Origin of the sequence: Gordonia sp. L191, from assembly GCF_030077625.1 — a bacterium.
Lineage (GTDB): Bacteria > Actinomycetota > Actinomycetes > Mycobacteriales > Mycobacteriaceae > Gordonia > Gordonia polyisoprenivorans_A.
The window spans coordinates 1,853,332-1,875,314 of record NZ_CP125996.1; the positions used below are offsets into that span (position 1 = coordinate 1,853,332).

Sequence of the window (21,983 nt, forward strand, 5' to 3'; positions counted from 1 at the left end):
ATCACGCCCTGTCACCGCATGCACGTCCCCCCATGCACGCCGAGCGCGGCGTTATGGTCGGGGAGTGCAACGCAGACTGTCGGCGCCCGAGATCGACTTCGATGCCATCCGTGGGGAACTCGGCGTCAGCGAGGACTACGGTGGCGCCGCACTCGAGGAAGCAGGCAACGCGCGCGACCGATATGCCGGGCAGCGCGCGGACCACCGCGATCTACCCCTGGTGACGATCGACCCGCCCGGATCGATGGACCTCGATCAGGCCGTGCACATCGCCACCGACGGCGACGGTTTCGTGGTCGACTACGCGATCGCCGACGTGGCCGCCCTCATCGAACCGGAGGGCGCCCTCGACGCCGAGAGCCGCCGACGCGGCGCCACGGTGTACTTCCCCGACGGCTCGGTCCCGCTGCATCCGCGGGTCCTGTCGGAGGGCAGCGGTTCGCTGCTGCCGGGTGTGGAACGCCCGGCCGTGCTCTGGACCATCCGCGTCGGCGCCGACGGCCGGATCGGCGACGTGGCGGTGCGACGCGCCCTGGTGCGTTCGGTGGCCCGCCTCGACTACGCGGGTGTCACCGCCGACGCCGCTGCGGGCCGGCTGCACCCGTCGATCACGGCGCTACCGGCTTTCGGTGTGCTGCGGCAACGGATCGCCTTGTCGCGCGGCGCAATCGAACTCGACCTCCCCGACCAGGAGGTGGTGCGCGACGCCGACGGATGGAGCCTGCAGATAGCGCCGCACACACCCGCGGACAGGTGGAATGCCCAGGTGTCGTTGCTTGCCGGAATGTGCGCCGGAACCCTGATGGCCGATGCGGGCGTCGGGCTGCTGCGGACCCTGCCACCTGCCGAACCCGGTGCGGTGCAGGCATTGCGTGACACGGCACGCGCGATGGGTGTGGACTGGCCGGACGAGCAGGGGCCAGGAGAGTTCCTGGCCGGTCTACCGGCCGACGCGCCGTCGACCCTGGCGTTGATGTCGCACGCCGGCTCGCTGATGCGCGGTGCCGGGTATCTGGCCCTCGACGGCGGCGAGACGCCGGCCCCGGCGGCGATGGTGCACGCAGCGATCGGCGGGATCTATGCGCACGTCACCGCGCCGCTACGGCGGTTGGGTGATCGCTTCGCGACCGAGGCATGTCTGGCGATCACCTCCGGTGAGCCCGTACCCGACTGGGTGACACGCGCATTGCCCACCCTGCCGAAGATCCTGCGGTCGGCCGACTCCCTGGGAGCCTCGGCCGACCGGCTCTCGATCGACCTGGCCGAGGCGACGGTCCTCGCCGGCCGGGTCGGAGAGGTCTTCGACGCGGTGGTCCTCGCCGACGCCGACGCGAAGAAGCCCGCCCGGATCTTCATCGACGACCCGGCCGTCATCGCCGGCTGCAGCGGAAATCCCACGTCGGCGACCAGGATTCGGGTGCAGCTGACCGCCGCCGACCCGGTACGACGCACCGTGGGGTTCGCGCCGGTCGGCTGAGCCCGAGTACGCAGAGGCCCCCGAGTGCTCAGAGGTCCTTGGCGGCCTTGCGGTAGGCATCGAGGGCGCGTGCTCCGGCGGCCTCCTGCAGGGCGTCGAGACGGCCGAGTAGGAACATGTCGCGACCGGGGAGGTCGGTGCGCTCGGCAAGCTCGGCCAGGCGCGCCCGGTTGATCCGGGTGTCGTTGAAATCGCCGAGCGCCGACTGGATCTTCTTGGCCACGGCGGCGGTCTTCTGATATCGCTTGATGCCCAACGGTTCTCCCGCATCGGTGGCGTAGCGCAACTTCTTGGCCCGCTTGCGGATGACGTGCACCTGCTCCTGCCACTCGTGCGACCCCTCGGGGAAGGTGGCGAGCTCTTCCTGAGCCTTCCGGATCTTCTTGCGGCTCTTGGTAATCGCCGCATCGACCGCCGCGGCCGCGGGCATGTCGGCGTCGGGCCCGGCAGGCGGATCGGTGATCAGGACGTCGATGTCGTCGAGCAGCCGGAAGTAGCGCTCGGAGTTCATCGCAGCATGAGCGGCGCGGATCGCGCGATCATGCGAGTCCGACTCGGTCCCCGTCAGCGCCGAGACCAAGGCCTCCGACGGCGACTCCCCACGCAACAGGGCGGTGTCGATCTCGAGCTGGACCTCCGAATCCCGTGCGTCACCGAGGATTCGGGCGAGCAGGCGCAGCTCGTCGTTGATGTGAGCGGTCCGGTGCGGGTCGAGTACCGTCGGGAAACCCGAGAGCACACTGCGGAATCGGCGGGTGGCCACCCGCATCTGATGCACGGCGTCGGGCGCGTCGACCCGGACCTCGGGGTCGTAGGTGAGCAGGGCATTGCGATGCAGGGTCAGGTCGGTGACCACCAGCTCCAGCGCCGAGGGGCGTTTGGGCAACCGGGGTTCGACGGTCGTCGTCGGGGTGGAACCGATGGCACGGGCCAGCTTCGAGGCACTCGACGGTTCCGATCCGCCGGCCGAGCGCAGCAACTTGTGGGCAGCCTTCAGCAATCGGGGAGTACCGCCGGAGAGCAACTCGAACTCCCACTCGGCCCACTGCGCGACCTCGCCGCCGGGCAGCAGCGACCGCGCGGTCACGAGGTCCTCGGCGAACTCCGCGAGCGGCTCCTCGTCGACCCCGAACAGGGTGGTGATGGTGCGGGAGGTGGAGATCACCGCCACCGGGATCAGGCTGCGGTGCCGGGTGAGCGCGAGCACCGGGATCAACAGGGCATCGGGGAGGTCGCCGTCGGCGGGTGCCTCGTCGAACGCGATCTGCAATTCGCGGCGTGCGCCGGGAATTCCGCTGGGACGCTTGAGATGCCAGCCGCTGTCGTGGCCGCCGGTGCGACGGCGCAGGGTGATCCGATTGCCTGCCAGATCCAGGTTGTCGGTGTCGAAGTACGTGGCGTCGAGGGTGAACGTCTCCGGTTCACGTGCGCCGACGACGCCGGGCAACACCCGCAGGTCGGGGGTGGCGGTTCCGGCTTCGACGTCGAACTTCAGCTCTACCTCGACCTGTTCGGTTGCCACTGGTCCTCCTGCCGGATGTCGGATACGCGTGAAGTGTATATGCGGGCGATCACCTGGCGTCGCCGGCGAAGGCGTCGGTCGCCTCGATGAGTGTGCTCCGGATGCCCGGCTCGAAGGAGGCGTGCCCGGCGTCGTCGACGATGTGCAGCTGTGCCGACGGCCACGCCCGGTGCAGATCCCACGCACTGCGCATCGGGCAGACGACGTCGTAGCGGCCCTGCACGATGACGCCGGGGATGTCGGCGATGCGGTCGATGTCGCGCAGGAGTTGGCCGTCGTCGAGGAAGCCGTGATTCACGAAGTAATGGTTCTCGATCGAGGCGAAGGCGATGTCGAAGCGTGGTCCGGAGTCCTCCTTGATCGCCGCCGCCTCCTCGGGCTTCGGGATGAGGTAGCTGGTGGCCTGTTCCCAGCCGGTCCAGGCACGGGCGGCGGCCGCGGCCACCTCCGGTTCGGGTGAGGTCAACAGCCGGTGATAGGCGGCCACGAGATCACCGTCGCGTTCGGCGGCGGGAATCGGCGCCAGATAGGACTCCCAGATGTCGGGGTAGATGTGCGCCGCACCGCCGTTGTAATACCAGTCGATCTCGCTGCGCCGCAGTAGGAAGATGCCGCGCAGGACCAACTCCGACACCCGATCCGGATGGGTTTGCGCATAAGCCAACCCGAGTGTCGATCCCCAGGAGCCCCCGAACACCTGCCAGGTGTCGATGTCGAGGTGCTCGCGCAGCGCCTCCATGTCGGCGATGAGTGCGCCGGTCGTGTTCACCGAGAGGTCGGCGCCGTCGGCGATGTGCGGGCGGGAGCGGCCGCAGCCCCGCTGATCGAACAGGACGATCCGATAGCGGTGCGGATCGAAGAAGCGACGCTGATCGGGAGCGGTCCCACCGCCCGGACCGCCATGGACGAAGACCGCGGGTTTGCCGTCGGGGTTACCGGAGGTCTCCCAGTAGATTTGCTGACCGTCGGTGGTGGGCAGGTGGCCGGAGGCGTAGGGCTCGATCTCGGGGTAGAAGTCGCGCATGGTTTACGAGCCTAGACACCCGGGCGCCGTGCGGTGGCGCTGCCGCGATGTCCGTTACGCCGGTGATGGCGCAATCCTGCTGTCGCGGTTGGTCATACGAGCGGATGACGTCGGCGCGTCGATCCGTGCGTCGGGGGTGGCCGGGGGGCTAGCGTGACAACTCAGCGCAGGTGAGCACCAGAGATCACCGAATAGAGAAGGGCACGAGAGCGATGATCCAGCAGGTCGAGCACGTCGAGTTGCTGGCCCGACGGAACTCCGTGGGCCACTTCGGTCAGTTCGCCCATCTCGGAGTCTTCGGCGGTCACATCGGGATGACCGCTGTGGTGACCGCTGTGCTCGTCATCCTGCTGATCGCCCTGGTCGTGCTGGTCCTACGCCGCAACGTGCGCTGACACCGACCCCGCCCTGGCGTCGCCGCACCGCACGTCACGGCGATCGGATCAGTAGCTGTGCTCGGGACCGGGGAAGACGCCCCGACGTACCTCATCGGCGTATTGGGCTGCGGCACCGCGGAGTTCGCCGCCGACATCGGCGAAGCGCTTGACGAATCGGGCGGTCTTGCCGTGGGTGAAACCGGCCATGTCCTGCCAGACGAGTACCTGTGCGTCGGTCTCGTGGCCGGCTCCGATCCCGACGGTGGGGATCGTGAGCTTGCGCGTGATCTGGCCGGCGAGCTCGGACGGAACCATCTCCATGACGACGGCGAACGCACCCGCCTCCTGGACGGCGATGGCGTCGGCGATCAACTGGTCGGCACCGTCACCGCGGCCCTGGACACGGAATCCGCCGAGCCCGTTGACGCTCTGCGGGGTGAAACCGATGTGGGCCATCACGGGGATGCCGGCGCCGGTGAGGGTGGCGATCTGGTCGGCGACGCGCTCACCGCCCTCGAGCTTGACCGCGTGCGCGCCCGCTTCCTTGAAGAATCGGACCGCGGTCGCGAGTGCCTGCTGCGGGCCGGCCTCGTAGCTGCCGAACGGGAGGTCGGCGACGACGAGCGCGTGCGGGGCGCCGCGCACGACGGCGCGGGCGAGCGGGATCAGCTCGTCGGTGCTGACCGGGATCGTGGTGTCGTAACCGAGGACGACGTTTGCGGCGGAATCGCCGACGAGCAACACGGGGATCTCGGCCTCGTCGAAGATGCGGGCGGTCGAGTAGTCGTAGGCGGTGAGCATCGACCACTTCTCGCCCTCGGCCTTCATCTGCGCGAGGTGATGGACACGGGTGACGCGGCGGCGCGGGGCGGATTCGCCCGACCCGGCGGGCGTGCCGCCGTAGACGGGGGTTTCGGCCGCGGGGCTGTCAGACGCAGGGGTGTCGGGTGCGGGGATTTCAGACGCGGTGGACACCACAGACTCTGGGGACATCGTTGTCTCTTTTCTTCCTCGAGTCCTGGCTGGCAGGTACCCGGGCGGTTGGGACACTCCATTTTCGCACCGGAGGTGATCGGCCAACACTGGCGTGAGCTGTGCCTTTGATCACACCGGAACCGATGATTCCACTCCGCGGTCGAGGCGTTTCACAATGTGGGATCACTATCGCAAACTCCCAGGGTGAAGAGTTCGACTTGTGAACGTAACACGGATTTAACAGGGCATCCCTAATGTCGGCGTTCATGGATCGCCAAAAGGAATTCGTTCTGCGGACTCTCGAAGAGCGGGACATCCGGTTCGTTCGGTTGTGGTTCACCGATGTTCTCGGATACCTCAAGTCCGTGGCGATCGCCCCCGCCGAACTCGAAGGCGCCTTCTCCGAGGGTATCGGCTTCGACGGCTCGGCGATCGAGGGCTTCTCCCGCGTCTCGGAGGCCGACACCGTCGCCAAGCCCGATCCCTCGACCTTCCAGATCCTGCCGTGGACCACCTCGCAGGGTCGTCACCACTCGGCGCGGATGTTCTGCGACATCGCGATGCCCGACGGCACCCCGAGTTGGGCCGATTCCCGGCACGTGTTGCGCCGGCAGTTGAACAAGGCCGCCGACCTCGGCTTCAGTTGCTACGTCCATCCCGAGATCGAGTTCTTCCTCCTCAAGGAAGCGCCCCTGGACGGCAGCGTCCCGGTTCCGGCCGACTCGGGCGGCTACTTCGACCAGGCGGTGCACGACGCAGCCCCGAACTTCCGCCGACACGCCATCGAGGCGCTGGAGTCGATGGGCATCTCGGTGGAGTTCTCCCACCACGAGGGCGCGCCCGGCCAGCAGGAGATCGACCTGCGCTACGCCGACGCGCTGTCGATGGCCGACAACGTGATGACCTTTCGCTATGTCGTCAAGGAGGTCGCGATCTCCGAGGGCACCTGGGCGACGTTCATGCCCAAGCCCTTCAGCGAGCACCCGGGGTCGGCGATGCACACCCACATGAGCCTGTTCGAGGGGGAGGCCAACGCCTTCCACAACCCCGACGACCCGATGCAGCTGTCGGAGACCGGCAAGAAGTTCATCGCCGGAATCCTGTACCACGCCAACGAACTCAGCGCCGTCACCAATCAGTGGGTCAACAGCTACAAGCGTTTGATCCACGGCGGCGAGGCCCCGACGGCGGCCACCTGGGGTGGCGCCAACCGTTCCGCGCTGATCCGCCTGCCGCTCTACACCCCGAACAAGGCGTCGTCGCGCCGCGTCGAGATCCGCAGCCCGGACTCGGCCTGCAACCCGTACCTGACCTTCGCGGTGCTGTTGGCCGCCGGGCTCAAGGGCATCACCGAGGACTACGAACTGCCCGACGAGGCCGAGGACGACGTGTGGGCGCTGACGCCCGCCGAACGGCGCGCGATGGGCTACAAGGAACTCCCCGGAAGCCTGGCCGAGGCGCTGCACGCGATGGAGGAGTCCGAGCTGGTCGCCGAGGCGCTCGGCGAGCACGTCTTCGACTACTTCCTGCGGAACAAGTGGACCGAGTGGACCAACTATCGCAGCCTGGTCACCCCCTTCGAGCTCAAGAGCTACCTGCCGCTGTAGGTCGAGCGACATCACGACACGCGCCCGGATTCGCCGCCCGGGCACGGACGCGTCGGCGTCAGACGCTATTTTCGTGGGGTGACAACGCTGCACGGCCGTGGTGGCATACCCAGTTCCGGACGCCTGGGGTTGCTCGACGCCACGGCGTCGGCCGATCTCGCGGAATTGGGGTGGAACACCGAGGAATCGGTGGACCTGCTGTGGTCGCTTTCGCGTGCACCCGACGCCGACCTCGCGCTGCGCGCGTTGATGCGCCTACGGTCGGCGGCCGCCGACGAGTGGCCGGCGATCGACGCACTCCTGCGCACCGACAAAGGATTTCGTGGTCGGCTCTTCGGCGTCCTCGGGTCCTCGGATGCCCTCGGTGATCACCTCGCCGCCGAACCGTCGTCGTGGCACCTGCTCGAGACCGACACGCTGCCCGACGTCGCCGAGATCAACGCGACGATGCTCGCCGCCGTCGACGCCGTGGCCGAGCCGGGTGAGCAGGAGAAGGGCAACAAGATCTTCCGCGCGGGGTTCAGCGGGCCGCGTGCCGTGGTCGCCCTGCGTGCGACCTACCGCAGCCTGGTGATGCAACTCGCCGCCCACGACGTGGCGTCGACTGTCGAGGACGAGAAGGTCATGTGGTTCCCCGAGGTCGGGGCCTACCTCGCCGATCTCGCCGACGCCGCGCTGACCGCGGCGCTCGCCGTCGCCTTCCGGGAAGTGTGCGGCGACAAGCCGATCCCGGTGCGCATCGGCGTCATCGCGATGGGCAAATGCGGTGCGCGCGAGCTCAATTACGTCAGCGACGTGGACGTGGTGTTCGTCAGCGAACCCGCCGACGGAGTGGCCGCACGCATCGCCGGGGAGATGATGCGCGTCGGCTCGCTGGCGTTCTTCGAGGTCGATGCCGCGCTGCGCCCGGAGGGCAAGGCGGGGGCGCTGACCCGCACCCTGGAGTCACACGTCGCCTACTACAACCGGTGGGCCAAGACGTGGGAGTTCCAGGCGCAGCTCAAGGCCCGTCCGATGACCGGTGACATGGAACTGGCCACGGCGTATCACGAGGCCATCAACCCCATGGTGTGGCGTGCGGCCGAGCGCGAGGACTTCGTGCACGAGGTGCAGGCGATGCGGCGCCGTGTCGAGGACCTGGTGCCCGAGGATCAGCGTGAACGCAACCTCAAACTCGGCAGCGGAAGTCTGCGCGACGTCGAGTTCGCGGTGCAGTTGCTGCAGATGGTGCACGGCCGGGTCGACGAGGAACTGCGGGTGCGTGCCACCGTCGACGCCCTCGAAGCGCTCACCGCCGGCGGTTACGTCGGTCGCGACGACGGCGCCAACCTCATCGCGTCGTACCAGTTCCTGCGGTTGCTCGAGCACCGCCTGCAGTTGCAGCGCATGTCGCGGACGCATCTGCTGCCCGCGTTCGACGACGACGAGGGCATGCGCTGGCTGGCCCGCGCGGCGCACATCCGGCGCGAGGGTGAACTCGACGCGACCGCGGTCCTGCGCCGGCAGATCAAGCATCAGGCACTGCGGGTGCGCAAGCTGCATCAGAAGCTCTTCTACCGGCCGCTGCTGGAGGCGGCGACCCGGTTCAACACCGAGGAACTCACGCTCTCCGACACCTCGGCCGAACGGCGCCTGGCGGCTCTGGGTTACGCGCAGCCGCAGCGTGCGCTGAGCCACATCCGGGCTCTCGCGTCGGCGCCCGGGCGGCGTGGACAGGTGCAGTTGCTGATCCTGCCGCAGCTGCTCGAACACATCGGGGACACACCGGATCCCGACGCCGGTCTGCTCAACTATCGCCGCCTGTGCGAGGAGATGGACAACGACTGGTTCCTGCGCCTGCTCCGCGACGACGGCGTGGTCGCCGAACGCTTGATGCGCGTGCTGGGCACCTCGGAGTTCATCGCGAACCTGCTCATGCGCTCGCCGGAGGTCATCCACCTCTACTCCGACGGTGCGAACGGTCCCAAGCTGTGCGAGACCCGCCCGGAGGACGTGGCCAAGGGGCTCGTCGCCTCGACGGTCCGGCAGACCGATCTGCGTCGGGCCGTGGCCATCGCCCGCTCGCATCGCCGGGCCGAACTCGCCCGGATCGCCTCGGCCGACATCCTCGGGATGATGGACGTCCCGCAGGTCTGCCATGCGCTGTCGAGTGTGTGGGCCGCGGTCCTCAATGCCGCTCTGGCAGTGGCGATCAAGGCGTCGGAGGCCGAACGGAAGTCGCCGGCCCCGGCGCGTATCGCGGTCATCGGCATGGGTCGTCTCGGCGGACTCGAGCTGGGCTACGGGTCCGACGCGGATGTGCTGTTCGTGTGCGAACCGATGCCCGGTGCCGACGAGGCCGCCGCTGTTCGGTGGTCGCAGACCATCGCCGAGAAGGTCCGCTCGATGCTCGGCTCGCCCAGCGAGGATCCGCCGCTGGTCGTCGACACCGGCCTGCGACCCGAGGGACGCAACGGCCCGGTCGTGCGGACCCTCGCCGCGTATGCGGCCTACTACGAGCAGTGGGCCCAGCCGTGGGAGGTCCAGGCGCTGCTGCGTGCCCATCAGGTTGCCGGTGACAACGAACTCGGCATCGAGTTCCTGTTGATGGCCGACAAGGTCCGCTACCCGGCGGGCGGGGTGTCGTCGGCGGCGGTGCGCGAGATCCGGCGGATCAAGGCACGCGTCGATTCCGAACGCCTGCCTCGTGGCGCGGACCCGGCGACCCACACCAAACTCGGCCGCGGTGGACTCGCCGACGTCGAGTGGACGGTGCAGCTGATGCAGCTGCGTTACGCACACCGCTACACCTCGTTGCACAACACCTCGACGTTGCAGACGCTCGACGCGATCGGCTCGGCCGAACTCCTCGCCGAGACCGATGTGGCGATCCTCAAGGAGGCGTGGCTGACGGCGACCAAGGCGCGTAACGCGCTGGTGCTCGTCCGGGGTAAGCCGGTCGATCAGCTCCCGGCGCCGGGAAAACAGTTGCGCCAGATCGCTTTCGCCGCCGGCTGGCCCGAGGACCAGGCCGCGGAGTTCCTGGAGAACTATCTGCGCGTCACCCGACGCGCGAAGAATGTGGTGCGCAAGGTCTTCGGGGAGTGAGGATGCGGGCCGTGACGACCTTTGTCGGTCTCTCAGTTGGCTGGTTACTCCTGGCGATGACCGGAGCCGCGGTCTGGCTGCACTACACCGCCTCGCGCGGGACGGCGGCGATCTACGCGACCGCAGCGGTGCCGTTGGCTCTGGTGAGTGGTGCGATGGCGGTGATCGTGTTCCTCGGCATGCAGCGTTGGATTGCGCTGTCGCTGTCGGTGATGGCGCTGGCCGGGGTGGTCGTCACGCAATTCCCGCTGTGGGTGTCGCAGAATCCCCCTGCGGGTCAGCGGTTTACCGTCGTCTCGGCGAATCTGCAATTGGGTCTTGCCGATGTTGACGATCTCAGCGCAATTGCGTCCGACGCCGATCTGGTCTCACTACAGGAGGTCACACCCGAGGTGCTTGAGCGGATTCTGCGCAGCGGTCTTGCCGATCGCTTCCCGTACCGATACGCGCGGCCTGCCCCGCTGTCGGTGGGCGCGATGATACTTTCGCGGGCGGAGTTGCGCGACACCGAACGGATTACCGGGACCGCCCACCTGGCCGCTCGCACACAGCTGGCAGGAGCATCCGAGGTGGCGGTTCTCGCGGTGCATCCGGCAGCGCCTATGAGCGGTCATGCCGCCGAATGGAGTGCTGACCTCGCCGCTGTGGGAGGCTATCTCGACAATCTTGCGACCGGTCCGGTGATTGTGGCCGGTGACTTCAATGCCACGCTCGATCATGCCCAGTTCCGAGCCCTATTGCGCAACGATGTCGTCGACGCTGCCACCGATTCGGGATCGGGCTACCAATTGACCTATCCGACCGACAAGCTCGGCGGAATCCCGTTGGTGGGGATCGACCACATCCTCATCCGCGGGTTCGGCGCTGTCCAGGTGACCACTCGTGACCTGCGCGGCTCTGATCATCGAGCACTGATTGCCACGCTGGTGGCCCAGTGATCCCCAACGTGGCCCGCCCACGTACGCCAGTGGTATCACTGAAGTCGTCATGACATCGATTTCCGACGCCCCAGTCACGGTGGCGGCGCGACTTCGCGCCGCTACCGCAGTCGCCCATCAGCAGGCGGAGAACTCGCCGTTCATCGATGATCTAATGTCGGGGCGACTCGACGTCGCCGCGTATCGGCGGCTCGCCGAGCAACTGTTCTTCGTCTATCGCGCGCTGGAGTCGGTCGGCGATGCCCTGGCCGAGGATCCGGTCGGTGGCGCGGTGCACGACGAGCGGCTGCGACGGGTCCCGCGACTGCGCAGCGACCTCGCCGCCCTCGGATCCGACGTCGACGCCGTGTCGCCGTTGCCCGCGGTGGCGGCCTATGTCGAGGCGATCGAGGCGATCCGCTCGGATGCCGCGCGATATGTCGCACACCACTACACCCGCTACCTCGGTGACCTCAGTGGTGGTCAGGTCGTGGCCCATCGGATGCGGCAGCACTACGGTGTCGACGATTCGGCGCTGTCGTTCTACGCCTTCGACATCGACAAGCTCAAGCGCTACAAGGACGCCTACCGCGACCGCCTCGACGCACTGCCCCTCGATGATGCCGGGGTGGATCGTCTGGTGGCCGAGGCGGTCAGCGCCTTCGAACACAACCAGGCGCTGTTCGCCGATCTCGACCGCACCCACGGCTGACCCGTCCGCGGGTCGTACCGTCGGCGGCGGTGCGCAGTCAGTCGAGCGTGTCGATCATGCCGGCGAGGCCGTCGAGGATCACGCCGAGGCCGAACTCGAACTGTTCGCCGTCGAAGTCGTCGTTGCCATCTGCCATCGTCTGCACGGCCGCTGTCAGGGCGGGGAATCGGTCGGCGTCGATCAGTGATGCCACCACGGCCTCGTAGCCCGGTGTCGGTGGTTGTGCCCCTTTTCGTGCCCCCGCCCGTGCCCCGCCGTCGCCCGGCAGTAGGCCCATCTGCGCCGACTGCCGGATGTGCTGGCGGACGAATCCGTCCACCAGGAGCAAGGCGTTCATCTTCTGCGGCCCGGTCAGTGCGGTGGGATCGAAGGCGCGGACGCCCGACTCGGTCCAGGACAGCACGTTGGGTCCGACCGGCGGCCGTGACATCGGGATCTCGGTCAGCCAGGGGCGTGCGCGCAGGGTCGATGCCGCCGCGTGCGCCCAGTCGGTGATCCGTTCGCGCCACGTCCCGCTGGTCGCCAGGTGTGGGTCGGCGGTCCCGTAGGCCTCGTCGACGAGGAGATCGATGACGTCGTCCTTGCTGTCGACGTAGCGATACAGCGACATCGCCGTGAGACCGACGCTCTGGGCGATGGCCTTCATCGACACGGACTCCCAGCCGCGGTCGTCGGCGATGGCAACCGCGGCGCGCGCGATGTCGCGGATGGTCAGAGTTGGTTTGGGGCCTCGGCGCGGGGTGTCGGGGACTCGGCCCCACAGCAGCGCGACCGACGTCGGTAACCGCACGGGCATCGGTGCGGGCGCGGCTGGTCCGCGCTCGGCGGCGTCGGGGTCGTCCGGGGCATCCATGCCGACATCCTACTAATTGCTTGCGCCATATACAGTTCAGTTCTACTATCTGCGTAGGCAATAAACAGTATATGCCGTATATGGAAGGTTTGGTGTCATGCCCCACGTACGAATCGCGCGCTCGCCCTGGGTGGCTTTGACTGCGCTGTGTCTGCCGATGCTCATCGTCTCGATGGACGTGTCGGTGTTGTTCTTCGCGGTTCCGTTCATCGCCGCGGATCTCGATCCCTCACCTGCACAACAACTCTGGATCTTCGACGTGTACGGGTTCGTGCTGGCCGGACTGCTGTTGACCATGGGGTCGCTCGCCGACCGATTCGGTCACCGCCGCGTACTGATGTGGGGTGCGGCCTGCTTCAGCGCCGCATCGTTGCTCGCGGCCCTCTCGAGCACGCCGGAGATGCTGATCATCGCTCGCGCGGTGCTCGCCGTCGCCGGTGCGACGCTGATGCCCTCCACGCTGGCACTCGTCCGACACGTCTTCGACGACGACGCGGCACGCGCGAAAGCAGTCGCGACTTGGAACGCCGTGCTGGCCGGGGGAGTGGCACTCGGCCCGATCATCTCCGGTGTGCTGCTCGAGCACTTCTGGTGGGGCTCGGTGTTTCTCATCAACATTCCGGTCATGGTCGCGCTGTTGATCGCGGCACCCCTGCTGCTACCCGGAGACACCGCCATACCGGGCCGCCGCATCGACGTCCTCAGTGCGCTCCTGGTGTTCGCGACGATCCTGCCGGTGATCTATGCGATCAAGGAGATCGCCGCCGACGGCTGGTCGCTCGGTCGGCTGGGGATCGGCGTCGTCGGTGTGGTGCTCGGGGTGGCCTTCGTGAGACGTCAACGGCGCCTGGAAGATCCGATGCTCGACCTGACACTGCTCGGTGAGCGCCGCTTCGCTGCGTCGATCTGGACCAACCTCATCTGCATGTTCGCGTTGCTCGGCAACTCGATCATGGTGACGCAATACCTGCAGTCGGTCCTCGGATTCAGTCCCCTACGGGCGGCGCTGTGGAGCGTGGTGCCGTCCCTGTTCGTCGCGGTGGCGGCGCCGACCGCGGCCGTGGCGGCCGGGCGGTTCGGTCGTCCTGCGGTGATGATCGGGGGACTGGTGGTGGCGGCCTGTGGCTTCGTGGTGCTCGCGACGCTCATCGGGCAGGACTCGCTGCTCGTGGTGCTCGACGCGTCGACGTTGCTCGCCGGCGGGCTCGTGGCCACGACCTCGGTGATCGCCGACCACGTCGTCGGAATCGCACCGGCCGATCGTGCCGGCGCCACGTCGGGGCTGCTGGAGACATCGAGTGAACTCGGTGGTGCACTGGGCATCGCGCTGCTGGGAAGTGTGCTCAACGCGGTCTATCGCGTGAGCTATCCGGCGGGTGTGGGGCCGGTGGAGGCAGGCCGCAGTCTGGCAGGGGCGAGCGCGGTGGCACACCGCGAACCGGCCGAGGCGGCCGCACAGATTCTCGACGCCGCCCGCCACGCGTTCGTCGACGGGATGTCGGTGGTCGCCTGGGTGGGAGCCGGGGTGCTGGTGGTGACCGCGGTACTGATCGTGTGGGCGGCGCGCACGCCATCGGCCCACGGTCGGCCGACGCGTTCCGGGAAGGCGTCGGCAACGTTCGCTCAGGGGTGAGAGCGGAACGGGGTGGAACTCAGTAGACCTCGACCTTGGAGCCGGACTTCAAGATGAGCTCGCTGCGATCGTCGGAGCTGTGGGCGAGTTCGACGAGGCGTTGGTCGGTGCCATGCGGAACCTGCTTGCGGACGACGGCACGGATGCCGTCCAGGGCGATCCGATCGCCGGGGACGAGATCTTCAACAAAAAGCATACGGGACATGAGAAGAAGATTACGGGCTGAGATGTGATCGCGTGAGAGCACAAGGTCCTCCGTGGCATCATTCACATTTTGTGCTGTGACCTGCGCCATGAGCTGCTGCGATTGTGCGGTCTCACGAACACCGCGGGCCCACCGACTCTGTTGTCGGTGGGCCCGCGGTGCTCTGTGTCAGAGATCAGCAGTCGTAGTAGAGCGCGAACTCGTACGGATGCGGACGGATCTGGACCGGCTCGATCTCGTTCTCACGCTTGAGCGCGATCCAGGTCTCGATGAGATCCTCGGTGAACACGCCACCGGCGGTGAGGTATTCGTGATCCTCTTCGAGCTTGTCGATGACCGCCGACAGCGAGGTCGGGGCCTGCGGGATGTTCTTGGCCTCCTCGGGCGGGAGCTCGTAGAGGTCCTTGTCGACGGGCTCGTGCGGCTCGATCTTGTTCTTGATGCCGTCGAGCCCGGCCATCATCATCGCCGCGAAGGCCAGATACGGGTTGCCCGAGCTGTCCGGGCAACGGAACTCGAGGCGCTTGGCCTTCGGGTTGTTGCCGGTGATCGGGATGCGCACGCAGGCCGACCGGTTGCGCTGGCTGTATACCAGGTTGATCGGGGCCTCGTAGCCCGGCACCAGACGCTTGTAGGAGTTCACCGTGGGGTTGGTGAAGGCCAGCAGCGACGGCGCGTGATGCAGGATGCCGCCGATGTAGTAGCGCGCCAGATCCGACAGGCCCGCGTAGCCGGCCTCGTCGTGGAACAGCGGCTTGCCGTCCTTCCACAGCGACTGGTGCGCGTGCATACCCGAGCCGTTGTCGCCGAACAGCGGCTTCGGCATGAAGGTGACGGTCTTGCCGTTCGCGTACGCGGTGTTCTTGATGATGTACTTGAAGAGCAGGACGTCGTCGGCTGCGTGCAGCAGCGTGTTGAACTTGTAGTTGATCTCGGCTTGGCCGCCGGTACCAACCTCGTGGTGACCGCGCTCGAGCTCGAAGCCCGCGTTGGTCAGGTTGGTCGACATCTCGTCGCGCAGGTCGACGTAGTGGTCGTAGGGGGCCACCGGGAAGTAGCCGCCCTTGGGGCGCACCTTGTAGCCGAGGTTTGGTGAACCGTCGGGGTCGGAGGGCGAACCGGTGTTCCACCACCCGGACTCGGACTCGACCTCGTAGAAGGTGCCGTTCATCTGCGAGTCGAAGGCGACCGAGTCGAAGATGTAGAACTCGGCCTCGGCGCCGAAGAAGCAGGTGTCGGCGATGCCGGTGGAGGCCAGGTAGTCCTCGGCCTTGCGGGCGACGTTGCGCGGGTCGCGGCTGTAGGCCTCGCGGGTGAACGGATCGTGGACGAAGAAGCTGACGTTCATCGTCTTGGCGCGACGGAAGGGGTCGATCCGCGCGGTGGCCGGATCGGGGAGCAGCATCATGTCCGACTCGTCGATCGACTGGAAGCCGCGCACCGACGAGCCGTCGAATGCCAGGCCGTCCTCGAACACCGACTCGTCGAAGGCCGTGGCCGGAATCGAGAAGTGCTGCATCACACCGGGCAGGTCACAGAAGCGGATGTCGACGTACTCGACACCTTCCTTCTTGATGCCCTCGAGTAGTTCTTCGTTGCTGCTGTACACCGTGCGGTGACTCCTTAACTTGTCGGGGTCAGGCCGGCGTGTGCACACGCGGACCTGACGCGCCTGGACCACCGCGCAAGAAACCGCGGCGGATCTCAGCCAGAACCGTATGGACGCGACGTTGCCCGCACGTCAAGGACGTGTTTCCCCTGTGTTACACGGCCGGGGCTGCGTTGTCGTGCCCACGGCAACTATTCCGTATGCACGCCCCGTACGAAAGCGAACGGTGATCTCATCAGTGAACTCACTGCCTCTACCATGGAAAACATGAACGACGCGCGGACCACCGGCAGAATCGAGCATGCGAGCACCGGGAATGTGCGTGCCGGGGGAGATCTCTCATGAGCAGGGCCACCGGCTCCTGGTTGTCGGGCCCGCAGTCGGGCGCACCGGCCGACCTCGAATATCGCGGCGCCGACCTCGGCCTGCCCGAGAGTGGCCCCGGAGCGCTCGTTCCCGGGTGGCCGCGCACGCTGGCGCTGCTCGTCGACTGGATCATCGGCGGCGGGCTGTCGCTGTTCTTCGTCGGCTTCGGGTCACCGAACCTCGGCCTCGCCGTGCTCGCCGTGTGGTTCGTCATCGGCGTGTTCACCGTGACGATGTTCGGTTTCACGCCCGGGCAGTTCGCCGTGGGCATGCGGGTGGCGCGCGTCGACCACGGACCCGAGCGCCTGGCCGACGAGATCGCCGGCAAGGCTCCCGTCGCCGCGGTCGGCGGGATCCGTGCATTGATGCGGCAGGTGCTGATCGTGTTCTTGGTGCCCGCGTTGATGAATGACTACAACGGCCGCGCACTGCACGATCGCGCGACCGGCACCGCGATGGTCCGGAGCCGCTGAACGCAGGGGTCGGGTCGCGCAGGGCAGGGGGTCGGCGAGCGTGCGTGTCGGTGCGAACCGAGGTCGGCGCGAGGCGCTGACGCTGACTGCCGTCCTGAGCATCGGCGCACTGGTGCTCTCCGCGTTTGTTGTGCTGGAGCGCGGTGAGGCCCAGCCGCCGCAGAGCCGCACCCTCGAATCGATGTCCACCCGCCCCGATGCACGTTGGAGAGTCGATGCGGCATCGCTGTTCGGCAAAGACTTCGGCGATGCGAGCGTGTCCGTCGAAGTGGCCGACGACCATCTCCTGGTGCGGGCGTCGCGCAACAGGCTCGGCCGTCCGTCCGCGGTGATCGCCATCGACCCCGACACGGGCAGGCCACTGTGGAGGGCGCCGAGGATCGGGTGGGAGAACTCCTGCGCGATCAGTCGCGACAAGCGGCTCGCGTGTACTCGTACGGCCAGAGTTGGTTCCGCGATCGTGACCAGGGTGTCGTTCGTCGATCCGGATACCGGAGACGACCTCGGCACCGCGACGATCCCGATCCCGGGGTCCTCGCGGATCCTGCGCGCCGGCGACGGCTTCCTGGTCCTGACCGTGGAAATGGAGAACATCGCACTCCCCGAGGAGATCCCCGCGGATTCCGTGTTGGTGCCCGTGGCGGGCCTTGTCACCGACGACGACATACCGCCGCTACAGACGGTCATCACCAGGTTCGATTCCCGCGGGCATGCGTTGTGGACGGTGCGCCCGCCGGTCGATCAGGGGCAACCGGTGGTCACCGAAGCCGGAAACCTGCTGGCGGTGAGCGGTTTTCGCCATGGGGCCACCGTCATGCGGCTCGACTCCGGCCGACTACTGCACTCCGTGGACGATCGGAAGGCGGTGGTCATCCACCGGTCCGGGTTCGTGACGAGCGGTCTCGCCGGGACGGGTCGGGACACCACCGAGTTCTACGATGCCGACGGGGTGCGGACCGGTGAGATCTCGGGAGGGCGTATCTCGTCCGGGGACAGTGCTGCCGACCCGGTGCAGACCATCAACGGCGACATCATCCCTGTGGAAACGAACACCACGATCGGGCTGGCGTCGACAATCGGAACCGACGTGAGGTGGACGCGGCCGTCGCAACGGTCCTCTCCTCTGGTGCTCGGCGATCGGTATGTCGTCACCGTCGTCGACGAATTCAGCGAAGACCTCAGCAACACGCGCAAGTGGACGGTACTCGACGCCCGGTCCGGTTCCCGGATCAGTGGTTTCACCGCCGGTTTCGGACAGGGCTTCGTGGGCTTCGACGGCGCTCGCCTGATCCTGGGCGGAGAGGCCGACGCAGACCAGCGACCGAGTGGCCCTGCGCTCAGCGCGTACGACATTCGGACCGGAGCGCGACTGTGGCACCTGCCGGCGCCGAACACCGCGGCACGCTGGCAGGTCGTGGCCGGCCACCTGCTGCTCGTCGACGATGGGGTAGAAGCAGGCACCCGATCGTCGATCGTCGGTTACGCCTCTTGACCGATGCAGGCGGCGTGACCGGTGTGTTCAGCGGTCGGCGACCCGATCAGGCGCCGCGACGCCGCGCGGTGCGCTGCATGCTGCGCATCTTGGCGTTGCCGGGCAGCGGACCCTTGGGCATGCCCGGGCCGGGCTGCTTGCCGCCGAGCGCCGACAAGCGGCCCTCGAGGGTGTCCATGCGCTTGCGGTCGATGTTGCCCGGCAGCTTGTTGAGGTGCCGTTCGAGCTTCGACAGCGGCACCTGGCCGTCGTCGTTGCCGACCATGATCTGGTAGATCGGGGTGTCGCCGACGACGCGCGCGACCTTCTTCTTCTCTTGTCCCAGAAGGGCGGTGACGCGACTTGCCGAGCCCTCGCCGACGAGGATGACCCCCGGCTTGCCGATCACCCGGTGCACGGCGTCGAGGTGGGAGGTGCCGGTGACCGCCTGCTGTACCCGCCACTGGCCGCGCATGTTCGACAGCGCCCACCCGGCCGCACCCGGTTGCCCCTCGGCCTTGGTGTAGACGGTCTTCTGCACGCGCCGTCCGAAGAGGAGGAAGGCGGCGAGGATGCCGAGCACCACGCCGATGGGAACGAGTAGCCACGGGGAGCCGATGAACAGACCGATGACCACGAAGATCGCCACGATCAGCACGAACAGGCCGACCATATACGGGATCAGCCGCTTGTCTTCCTTGCGCTGCATCTGGAACGCCTGCCAGAGCTGCGTGAACCGCTCCTTGGAGGCCTTCCGTCGGGCCTGTCGTGCGGCCTTCTTGTCCGCTTTGCTCGCCGCTTGCGCCTTTGCCATGCTCACCAGGATACGTCTGCGGGCGCGGTGATCGACAACGCGGTCACCAGCCCAGGTGTCCGGTTCAGCGGGCCAGTCGCGCCATCAACGAGGAGGCCTCCTGGCTGGCCGAACCCTCGTCGGCGAGGTGCGCCAACGACGGCGGCAGTTGCCGTCCGTGGTGGGCCATCGCCTGCGCGTAGAGCCGGCCGGCGCGATAGGACGAACGCACCAGCGGCCCGGCCATCACACCGGCGAACCCGACCTCGCGGGCGAACTCGGAGTGATCGACGAACTCCTCGGGCTTGACCCAGCGCTCCACCGGATGGTGGCGCGCGGAAGGCCGCAGGTACTGGGTGATCGTCAGGATGTCGCAGCCGGCCTCGTGCAGGTCGACGATCGCCGACTGCACCTCGGTCGGGGTCTCACCCATCCCGAGGATGAGGTTGGACTTGGTGACCAGGCCGAAGTCGCGGGCCTGGGTGAGCACGTCGAGGGACCGCTCGTAGCGGAACGCCGGGCGAATGCGCTTGAAGATCCGCGGCACCGTCTCGAGGTTGTGCGCGAGCACTTCCGGCCGGGATTCGAAGACCTCGGCGAGCAGGTCGGGCTTCGCATGGAAGTCCGGGATCAGATTCTCCACGCCGGTACCGGGGTTGAGCCGGTGGATCGCGCGCACCGTCTCGGCGTAGAGCCAGACACCCTCGTCGGGGAGGTCGTCGCGGGCGACGCCGGTGATCGTGGAGTAGCGCAGGCCCATCGCCTGCACGCTCTCGGCGACGCGGCGGGGCTCGTCACGATCGAGTTCGGCGGGCTTGCCGGTGTCGATCTGGCAGAAGTCGCATCGGCGGGTGCACTGCTCGCCGCCGATGAGGAAGGTGGCCTCGCGGTCTTCCCAGCACTCGTAGATGTTGGGGCATCCGGCTTCCTCGCAAACCGTGTGCAGCCCTTCGCGTTTCACCAGACCCTTGAGTTCGGTGTACTCGGGTCCCATCGTCGCGCGCGTCTTGATCCACGAGGGTTTGCGCTCGATCGGGGTCTGCGCGTTGCGGATCTCCAGCCGCAACAACTTACGACCGTTGGGGGCCGGGTCGGTCGGTGCGGCGCTCGATTCGGACGAGGCAGCGGCAGCAGAGGTCGGTGTGGACTCGGTGGGGGCGGACTCGGTGGGGGCGGGGGGCGACCCTTGTGGGGTCGACGCCGGCGCCGTGGGTGCGGTGCGGGTCTCTGACACGGTCACCGCACCGATGCTACGCGCGCGCCGTCGGCGTGCCCGGCCTGCGGGGTGAGGGTGATCTCACTGTGGTCCAGAGTCGAGAGAACGGCGTCGGCGACCTCGTCGGCGAGCGCGCCGACCGAGAGTTCCCGGCCCGCTTCGCGGCTCAGGGAGGTGACCCCGGCGTCGGCGATGCCGCACGGAACGATCGCGTCGAAGGCGCTCATGTCGGGGTCGACGTTGAGGGCGAACCCGTGCAGCGCGACGCCGCGCGCCACCCGGATACCGATCTGGCCGAGTTTGCGTTCCCCGGACTGCCCCGGGTCGGGCGAGTCGTCGACGACCCAGACGCCCGAGCGGCCGGCGACGCGGGTGGTGGCCACGCCGTGCGCCTCGCAGACACCGATGAGCGCCGCCTCGAGTCGGCGGACGTACTCGACGACGTCGAGCGGTTCGGCGAGTTTGATGATCGGATAGCCGACGAGTTGTCCGGGCCCGTGCCAGGTGATCCGCCCGCCACGGTCGACGTCGATCACCTCGGCGCCGTTGGTCGGACGATCGGCGTCCTCGGTTCTCTTGCCCGCGGTGTAGATCGACGGATGCTCGAGCAGCAGCAACAGATCGTGATCGAGTGTGCCGTCTGCACGTTCGCCGGCGAGCCGGTGCTGCAGTTCGTAGGCCTCGCGGTAGTCGAGGACGCCGAGGCGCCGGATCTCGACGGGGGTGGCGACCGCGCGCAGCGATGCCCGTCGGGTACCGATGGCGGCTGGTGTGTCAGCGTCCATTGGCGTACTCCAGTCCCGCGTCGATGGTGGGATGGGTGAAGACGAAGTCGTGGTCGGTGAGCACACCGGGTGCAACGCGCTGGGAGTACAGAACCATTTCCTCGATCATCTCGCCGCCCGCCTTGCGGGCGACGAACGCGGGAACACCCATCAAGGTCGGCCGGTGCACCGACCGGCCGAAGGCGTCGACGAAGGTCGCGAACGGGACCGCCCCGGGCGCGCACAGGTTCACCGGACCGCTGATCGACGAATTCAGCACGAACTCGATCGCACGGATCTCGTCGACCAGTGAGATCCACGAAAAGTACTGCTGCCCATTGCCGATGGTGCCGCCGAGGCCGAGCTTGAACAGCGGCCGGAGTTTGGCCAGCAGGCCGCCGTGCGGTGCGAGCACGGGTGCGGTCCGCAGCAGGACCACGCGAGTCCCGTCGCCGGAGTTGGCGGTCGCCGCGCCTTCCCAATCGACGGTCAGCTCGGCCAGGAACCCCGAGCCGGGTCCGTCGTCCTCGGTGGCCGTCCGTGCGCCGGTGTCCCCGTAGTACCCGGTGGCGCTCGCGCTCACCAGGGTGGGGACACCGGTCCGGCGGACGGCCTCGGCGATGACCTCGGTCGGCGGGATCCGGGAGTCGCGGAGTTCTTGTTTGAACCGTCCGCTCCACCGGCCGTTGCCGACCCCGACGCCGCCGAGGCTCACCACCGCGTCGACGCCGTCGAGCGCCTCGTCGGGAACACCGAATGTCTCGGGGTCCCAACTGAATTCACCGGGTTCGGTCGCCTCGCGCCGAACCAGCCGGCGCACCGAGTGGCCCGCCGATTCCAGCGCGGTGATCAGAGCCGAACCGATGAGCCCCGATGAGCCGGCGACGGCTACCCGCATCGGT

The 21,983-nt window shown here is 67.7% G+C and carries 19 protein-coding genes; 9 read left to right on the forward strand and 10 right to left on the reverse strand.

The window, feature by feature from the left end:
• The first annotated feature begins 64 nt into the window (after positions 1 to 64).
• Positions 65 to 1,477 carry an RNB domain-containing ribonuclease gene (locus QNM97_RS08325; protein ID WP_283822336.1) on the forward strand — a complete coding sequence of 471 codons (1,413 nt, stop codon included), beginning with the start codon at positions 65 to 67 and terminating at the stop codon, positions 1,475 to 1,477.
• 28 nt (positions 1,478 to 1,505) lie between these two features.
• On the opposite strand, the gene QNM97_RS08330 is transcribed toward QNM97_RS08325, so the two are convergent.
• Together QNM97_RS08330 and pip are read right to left on the reverse strand one after the other, a co-directional pair.
• Positions 1,506 to 2,999, reverse strand: a complete 1,494-nt coding sequence (locus tag QNM97_RS08330) for a CYTH and CHAD domain-containing protein (RefSeq protein ID WP_283822337.1) — start codon at positions 2,997 to 2,999, stop codon at positions 1,506 to 1,508.
• A gap of 49 nt (positions 3,000 to 3,048) precedes the next feature.
• On the reverse strand, positions 3,049 to 4,023 hold the full coding sequence (gene pip / locus QNM97_RS08335) for a prolyl aminopeptidase (RefSeq protein WP_283822338.1): 975 nt from the start codon (positions 4,021 to 4,023) through the stop codon (positions 3,049 to 3,051).
• 212 nt (positions 4,024 to 4,235) lie between these two features.
• Here pip and QNM97_RS08340 point away from each other — a divergent pair, with 212 nt between their 5' ends.
• Complete coding sequence (locus QNM97_RS08340) at positions 4,236 to 4,418, forward strand: hypothetical protein (protein WP_283822339.1); 183 nt, start codon at positions 4,236 to 4,238, stop codon at positions 4,416 to 4,418.
• Between the two features lie 48 nt (positions 4,419 to 4,466).
• On the opposite strand, the gene panB is transcribed toward QNM97_RS08340, so the two are convergent.
• The gene (gene panB, locus QNM97_RS08345; protein WP_283822340.1) at positions 4,467 to 5,393 is read right to left on the reverse strand and encodes a 3-methyl-2-oxobutanoate hydroxymethyltransferase; all 927 of its coding nucleotides are present in this window, start codon (positions 5,391 to 5,393) and stop codon (positions 4,467 to 4,469) included.
• A 248-nt stretch (positions 5,394 to 5,641) separates the two neighbouring features.
• On the opposite strand from panB, the gene glnA (QNM97_RS08350) reads away from it, so the two are divergent.
• The 4 genes from glnA (QNM97_RS08350) to QNM97_RS08365 all read left to right on the forward strand — a co-directional run bounded on the left by glnA (QNM97_RS08350) (position 5,642) and on the right by QNM97_RS08365 (position 11,698).
• Positions 5,642 to 6,982, forward strand: a complete 1,341-nt coding sequence (gene glnA, locus QNM97_RS08350; protein WP_208791658.1) for a type I glutamate--ammonia ligase — start codon at positions 5,642 to 5,644, stop codon at positions 6,980 to 6,982.
• Positions 6,983 to 7,060: 78 nt separating this feature from the next.
• Complete coding sequence (locus tag QNM97_RS08355; RefSeq protein ID WP_283822341.1) at positions 7,061 to 10,069, forward strand: bifunctional [glutamine synthetase] adenylyltransferase/[glutamine synthetase]-adenylyl-L-tyrosine phosphorylase; 3,009 nt, start codon at positions 7,061 to 7,063, stop codon at positions 10,067 to 10,069.
• 2 nt (positions 10,070 to 10,071) lie between these two features.
• Positions 10,072 to 11,007, forward strand: coding sequence for an endonuclease/exonuclease/phosphatase family protein (locus QNM97_RS08360; protein WP_283822342.1), 936 nt, complete (start codon positions 10,072 to 10,074; stop codon positions 11,005 to 11,007).
• Between the two features lie 49 nt (positions 11,008 to 11,056).
• Positions 11,057 to 11,698: a biliverdin-producing heme oxygenase gene (locus tag QNM97_RS08365; protein WP_283822343.1), complete on the forward strand. Its 642-nt coding sequence runs from the start codon at positions 11,057 to 11,059 to the stop codon at positions 11,696 to 11,698.
• 37 nt (positions 11,699 to 11,735) lie between these two features.
• Here QNM97_RS08365 and QNM97_RS08370 read toward each other — a convergent pair whose 3' ends face one another.
• On the reverse strand, positions 11,736 to 12,551 hold the full coding sequence (locus QNM97_RS08370; protein WP_283822345.1) for a TetR/AcrR family transcriptional regulator: 816 nt from the start codon (positions 12,549 to 12,551) through the stop codon (positions 11,736 to 11,738).
• A gap of 97 nt (positions 12,552 to 12,648) precedes the next feature.
• Here QNM97_RS08370 and QNM97_RS08375 point away from each other — a divergent pair, with 97 nt between their 5' ends.
• Positions 12,649 to 14,184, forward strand: coding sequence for an MFS transporter (locus tag QNM97_RS08375; RefSeq protein WP_283822347.1), 1,536 nt, complete (start codon positions 12,649 to 12,651; stop codon positions 14,182 to 14,184).
• A gap of 19 nt (positions 14,185 to 14,203) precedes the next feature.
• Here QNM97_RS08375 and QNM97_RS08380 read toward each other — a convergent pair whose 3' ends face one another.
• Positions 14,204 to 14,380: a hypothetical protein gene (locus QNM97_RS08380; RefSeq protein WP_014360397.1), complete on the reverse strand. Its 177-nt coding sequence runs from the start codon at positions 14,378 to 14,380 to the stop codon at positions 14,204 to 14,206.
• A gap of 184 nt (positions 14,381 to 14,564) precedes the next feature.
• Complete coding sequence (glnA, locus tag QNM97_RS08385) at positions 14,565 to 15,998, reverse strand: type I glutamate--ammonia ligase (RefSeq protein ID WP_208791653.1); 1,434 nt, start codon at positions 15,996 to 15,998, stop codon at positions 14,565 to 14,567.
• Positions 15,999 to 16,339: 341 nt separating this feature from the next.
• Here glnA (QNM97_RS08385) and QNM97_RS08390 point away from each other — a divergent pair, with 341 nt between their 5' ends.
• Both QNM97_RS08390 and QNM97_RS08395 read left to right on the forward strand, forming a co-directional pair.
• The gene (locus QNM97_RS08390; protein WP_283822348.1) at positions 16,340 to 16,837 is read left to right on the forward strand and encodes an RDD family protein; all 498 of its coding nucleotides are present in this window, start codon (positions 16,340 to 16,342) and stop codon (positions 16,835 to 16,837) included.
• 40 nt (positions 16,838 to 16,877) lie between these two features.
• The gene (locus QNM97_RS08395) at positions 16,878 to 18,329 is read left to right on the forward strand and encodes a 9-bladed beta-propeller domain-containing protein (RefSeq protein ID WP_283822349.1); all 1,452 of its coding nucleotides are present in this window, start codon (positions 16,878 to 16,880) and stop codon (positions 18,327 to 18,329) included.
• Between the two features lie 46 nt (positions 18,330 to 18,375).
• Here QNM97_RS08395 and QNM97_RS08400 read toward each other — a convergent pair whose 3' ends face one another.
• From QNM97_RS08400 to QNM97_RS08415, 4 genes are all read right to left on the reverse strand, one after another.
• Positions 18,376 to 19,122, reverse strand: coding sequence for a DUF4191 domain-containing protein (locus tag QNM97_RS08400; RefSeq protein ID WP_208791651.1), 747 nt, complete (start codon positions 19,120 to 19,122; stop codon positions 18,376 to 18,378).
• Positions 19,123 to 19,186: 64 nt separating this feature from the next.
• Positions 19,187 to 20,341: a lipoyl synthase gene (lipA, locus tag QNM97_RS08405; protein ID WP_283822350.1), complete on the reverse strand. Its 1,155-nt coding sequence runs from the start codon at positions 20,339 to 20,341 to the stop codon at positions 19,187 to 19,189.
• The gene (gene lipB / locus QNM97_RS08410; RefSeq protein WP_283822351.1) at positions 20,338 to 21,102 is read right to left on the reverse strand and encodes a lipoyl(octanoyl) transferase LipB; all 765 of its coding nucleotides are present in this window, start codon (positions 21,100 to 21,102) and stop codon (positions 20,338 to 20,340) included. Before lipB ends, lipA begins: the two co-directional genes overlap by 4 nt.
• Positions 21,092 to 21,979, reverse strand: a complete 888-nt coding sequence (locus QNM97_RS08415; protein ID WP_283822352.1) for a TIGR01777 family oxidoreductase — start codon at positions 21,977 to 21,979, stop codon at positions 21,092 to 21,094. Before QNM97_RS08415 ends, lipB begins: the two co-directional genes overlap by 11 nt.
• Positions 21,980 to 21,983 lie beyond the last annotated feature (4 nt).

Excerpts from the sequence above, each read along its gene's own strand:
- QNM97_RS08415 (WP_283822352.1), bottom strand. The coding sequence starts at position 21,979 with ATGCGGGTAGCCGTCGCCGGCTCATCGGGGCTCATCGGTTCGGCTCTG.
- panB (WP_283822340.1), bottom strand. The coding sequence starts at position 5,393 with ATGTCCCCAGAGTCTGTGGTGTCCACCGCGTCTGAAATCCCCGCACCC.
- QNM97_RS08380 (WP_014360397.1), bottom strand. The coding sequence starts at position 14,380 with ATGCTTTTTGTTGAAGATCTCGTCCCCGGCGATCGGATCGCCCTGGAC.
- QNM97_RS08370 (WP_283822345.1), bottom strand. The coding sequence starts at position 12,551 with ATGGATGCCCCGGACGACCCCGACGCCGCCGAGCGCGGACCAGCCGCG.
- QNM97_RS08360 (WP_283822342.1), top strand. The coding sequence starts at position 10,072 with ATGCGGGCCGTGACGACCTTTGTCGGTCTCTCAGTTGGCTGGTTACTC.
- QNM97_RS08390 (WP_283822348.1), top strand. The coding sequence starts at position 16,340 with ATGAGCAGGGCCACCGGCTCCTGGTTGTCGGGCCCGCAGTCGGGCGCA.
- pip (WP_283822338.1), bottom strand. The coding sequence starts at position 4,023 with ATGCGCGACTTCTACCCCGAGATCGAGCCCTACGCCTCCGGCCACCTG.
- glnA (WP_208791658.1), top strand. The coding sequence starts at position 5,642 with ATGGATCGCCAAAAGGAATTCGTTCTGCGGACTCTCGAAGAGCGGGAC.
- QNM97_RS08365 (WP_283822343.1), top strand. The coding sequence starts at position 11,057 with ATGACATCGATTTCCGACGCCCCAGTCACGGTGGCGGCGCGACTTCGC.
- QNM97_RS08400 (WP_208791651.1), bottom strand. The coding sequence starts at position 19,122 with ATGGCAAAGGCGCAAGCGGCGAGCAAAGCGGACAAGAAGGCCGCACGA.
- QNM97_RS08340 (WP_283822339.1), top strand. The coding sequence starts at position 4,236 with ATGATCCAGCAGGTCGAGCACGTCGAGTTGCTGGCCCGACGGAACTCC.
- lipB (WP_283822351.1), bottom strand. The coding sequence starts at position 21,102 with ATGGACGCTGACACACCAGCCGCCATCGGTACCCGACGGGCATCGCTG.
- QNM97_RS08375 (WP_283822347.1), top strand. The coding sequence starts at position 12,649 with ATGCCCCACGTACGAATCGCGCGCTCGCCCTGGGTGGCTTTGACTGCG.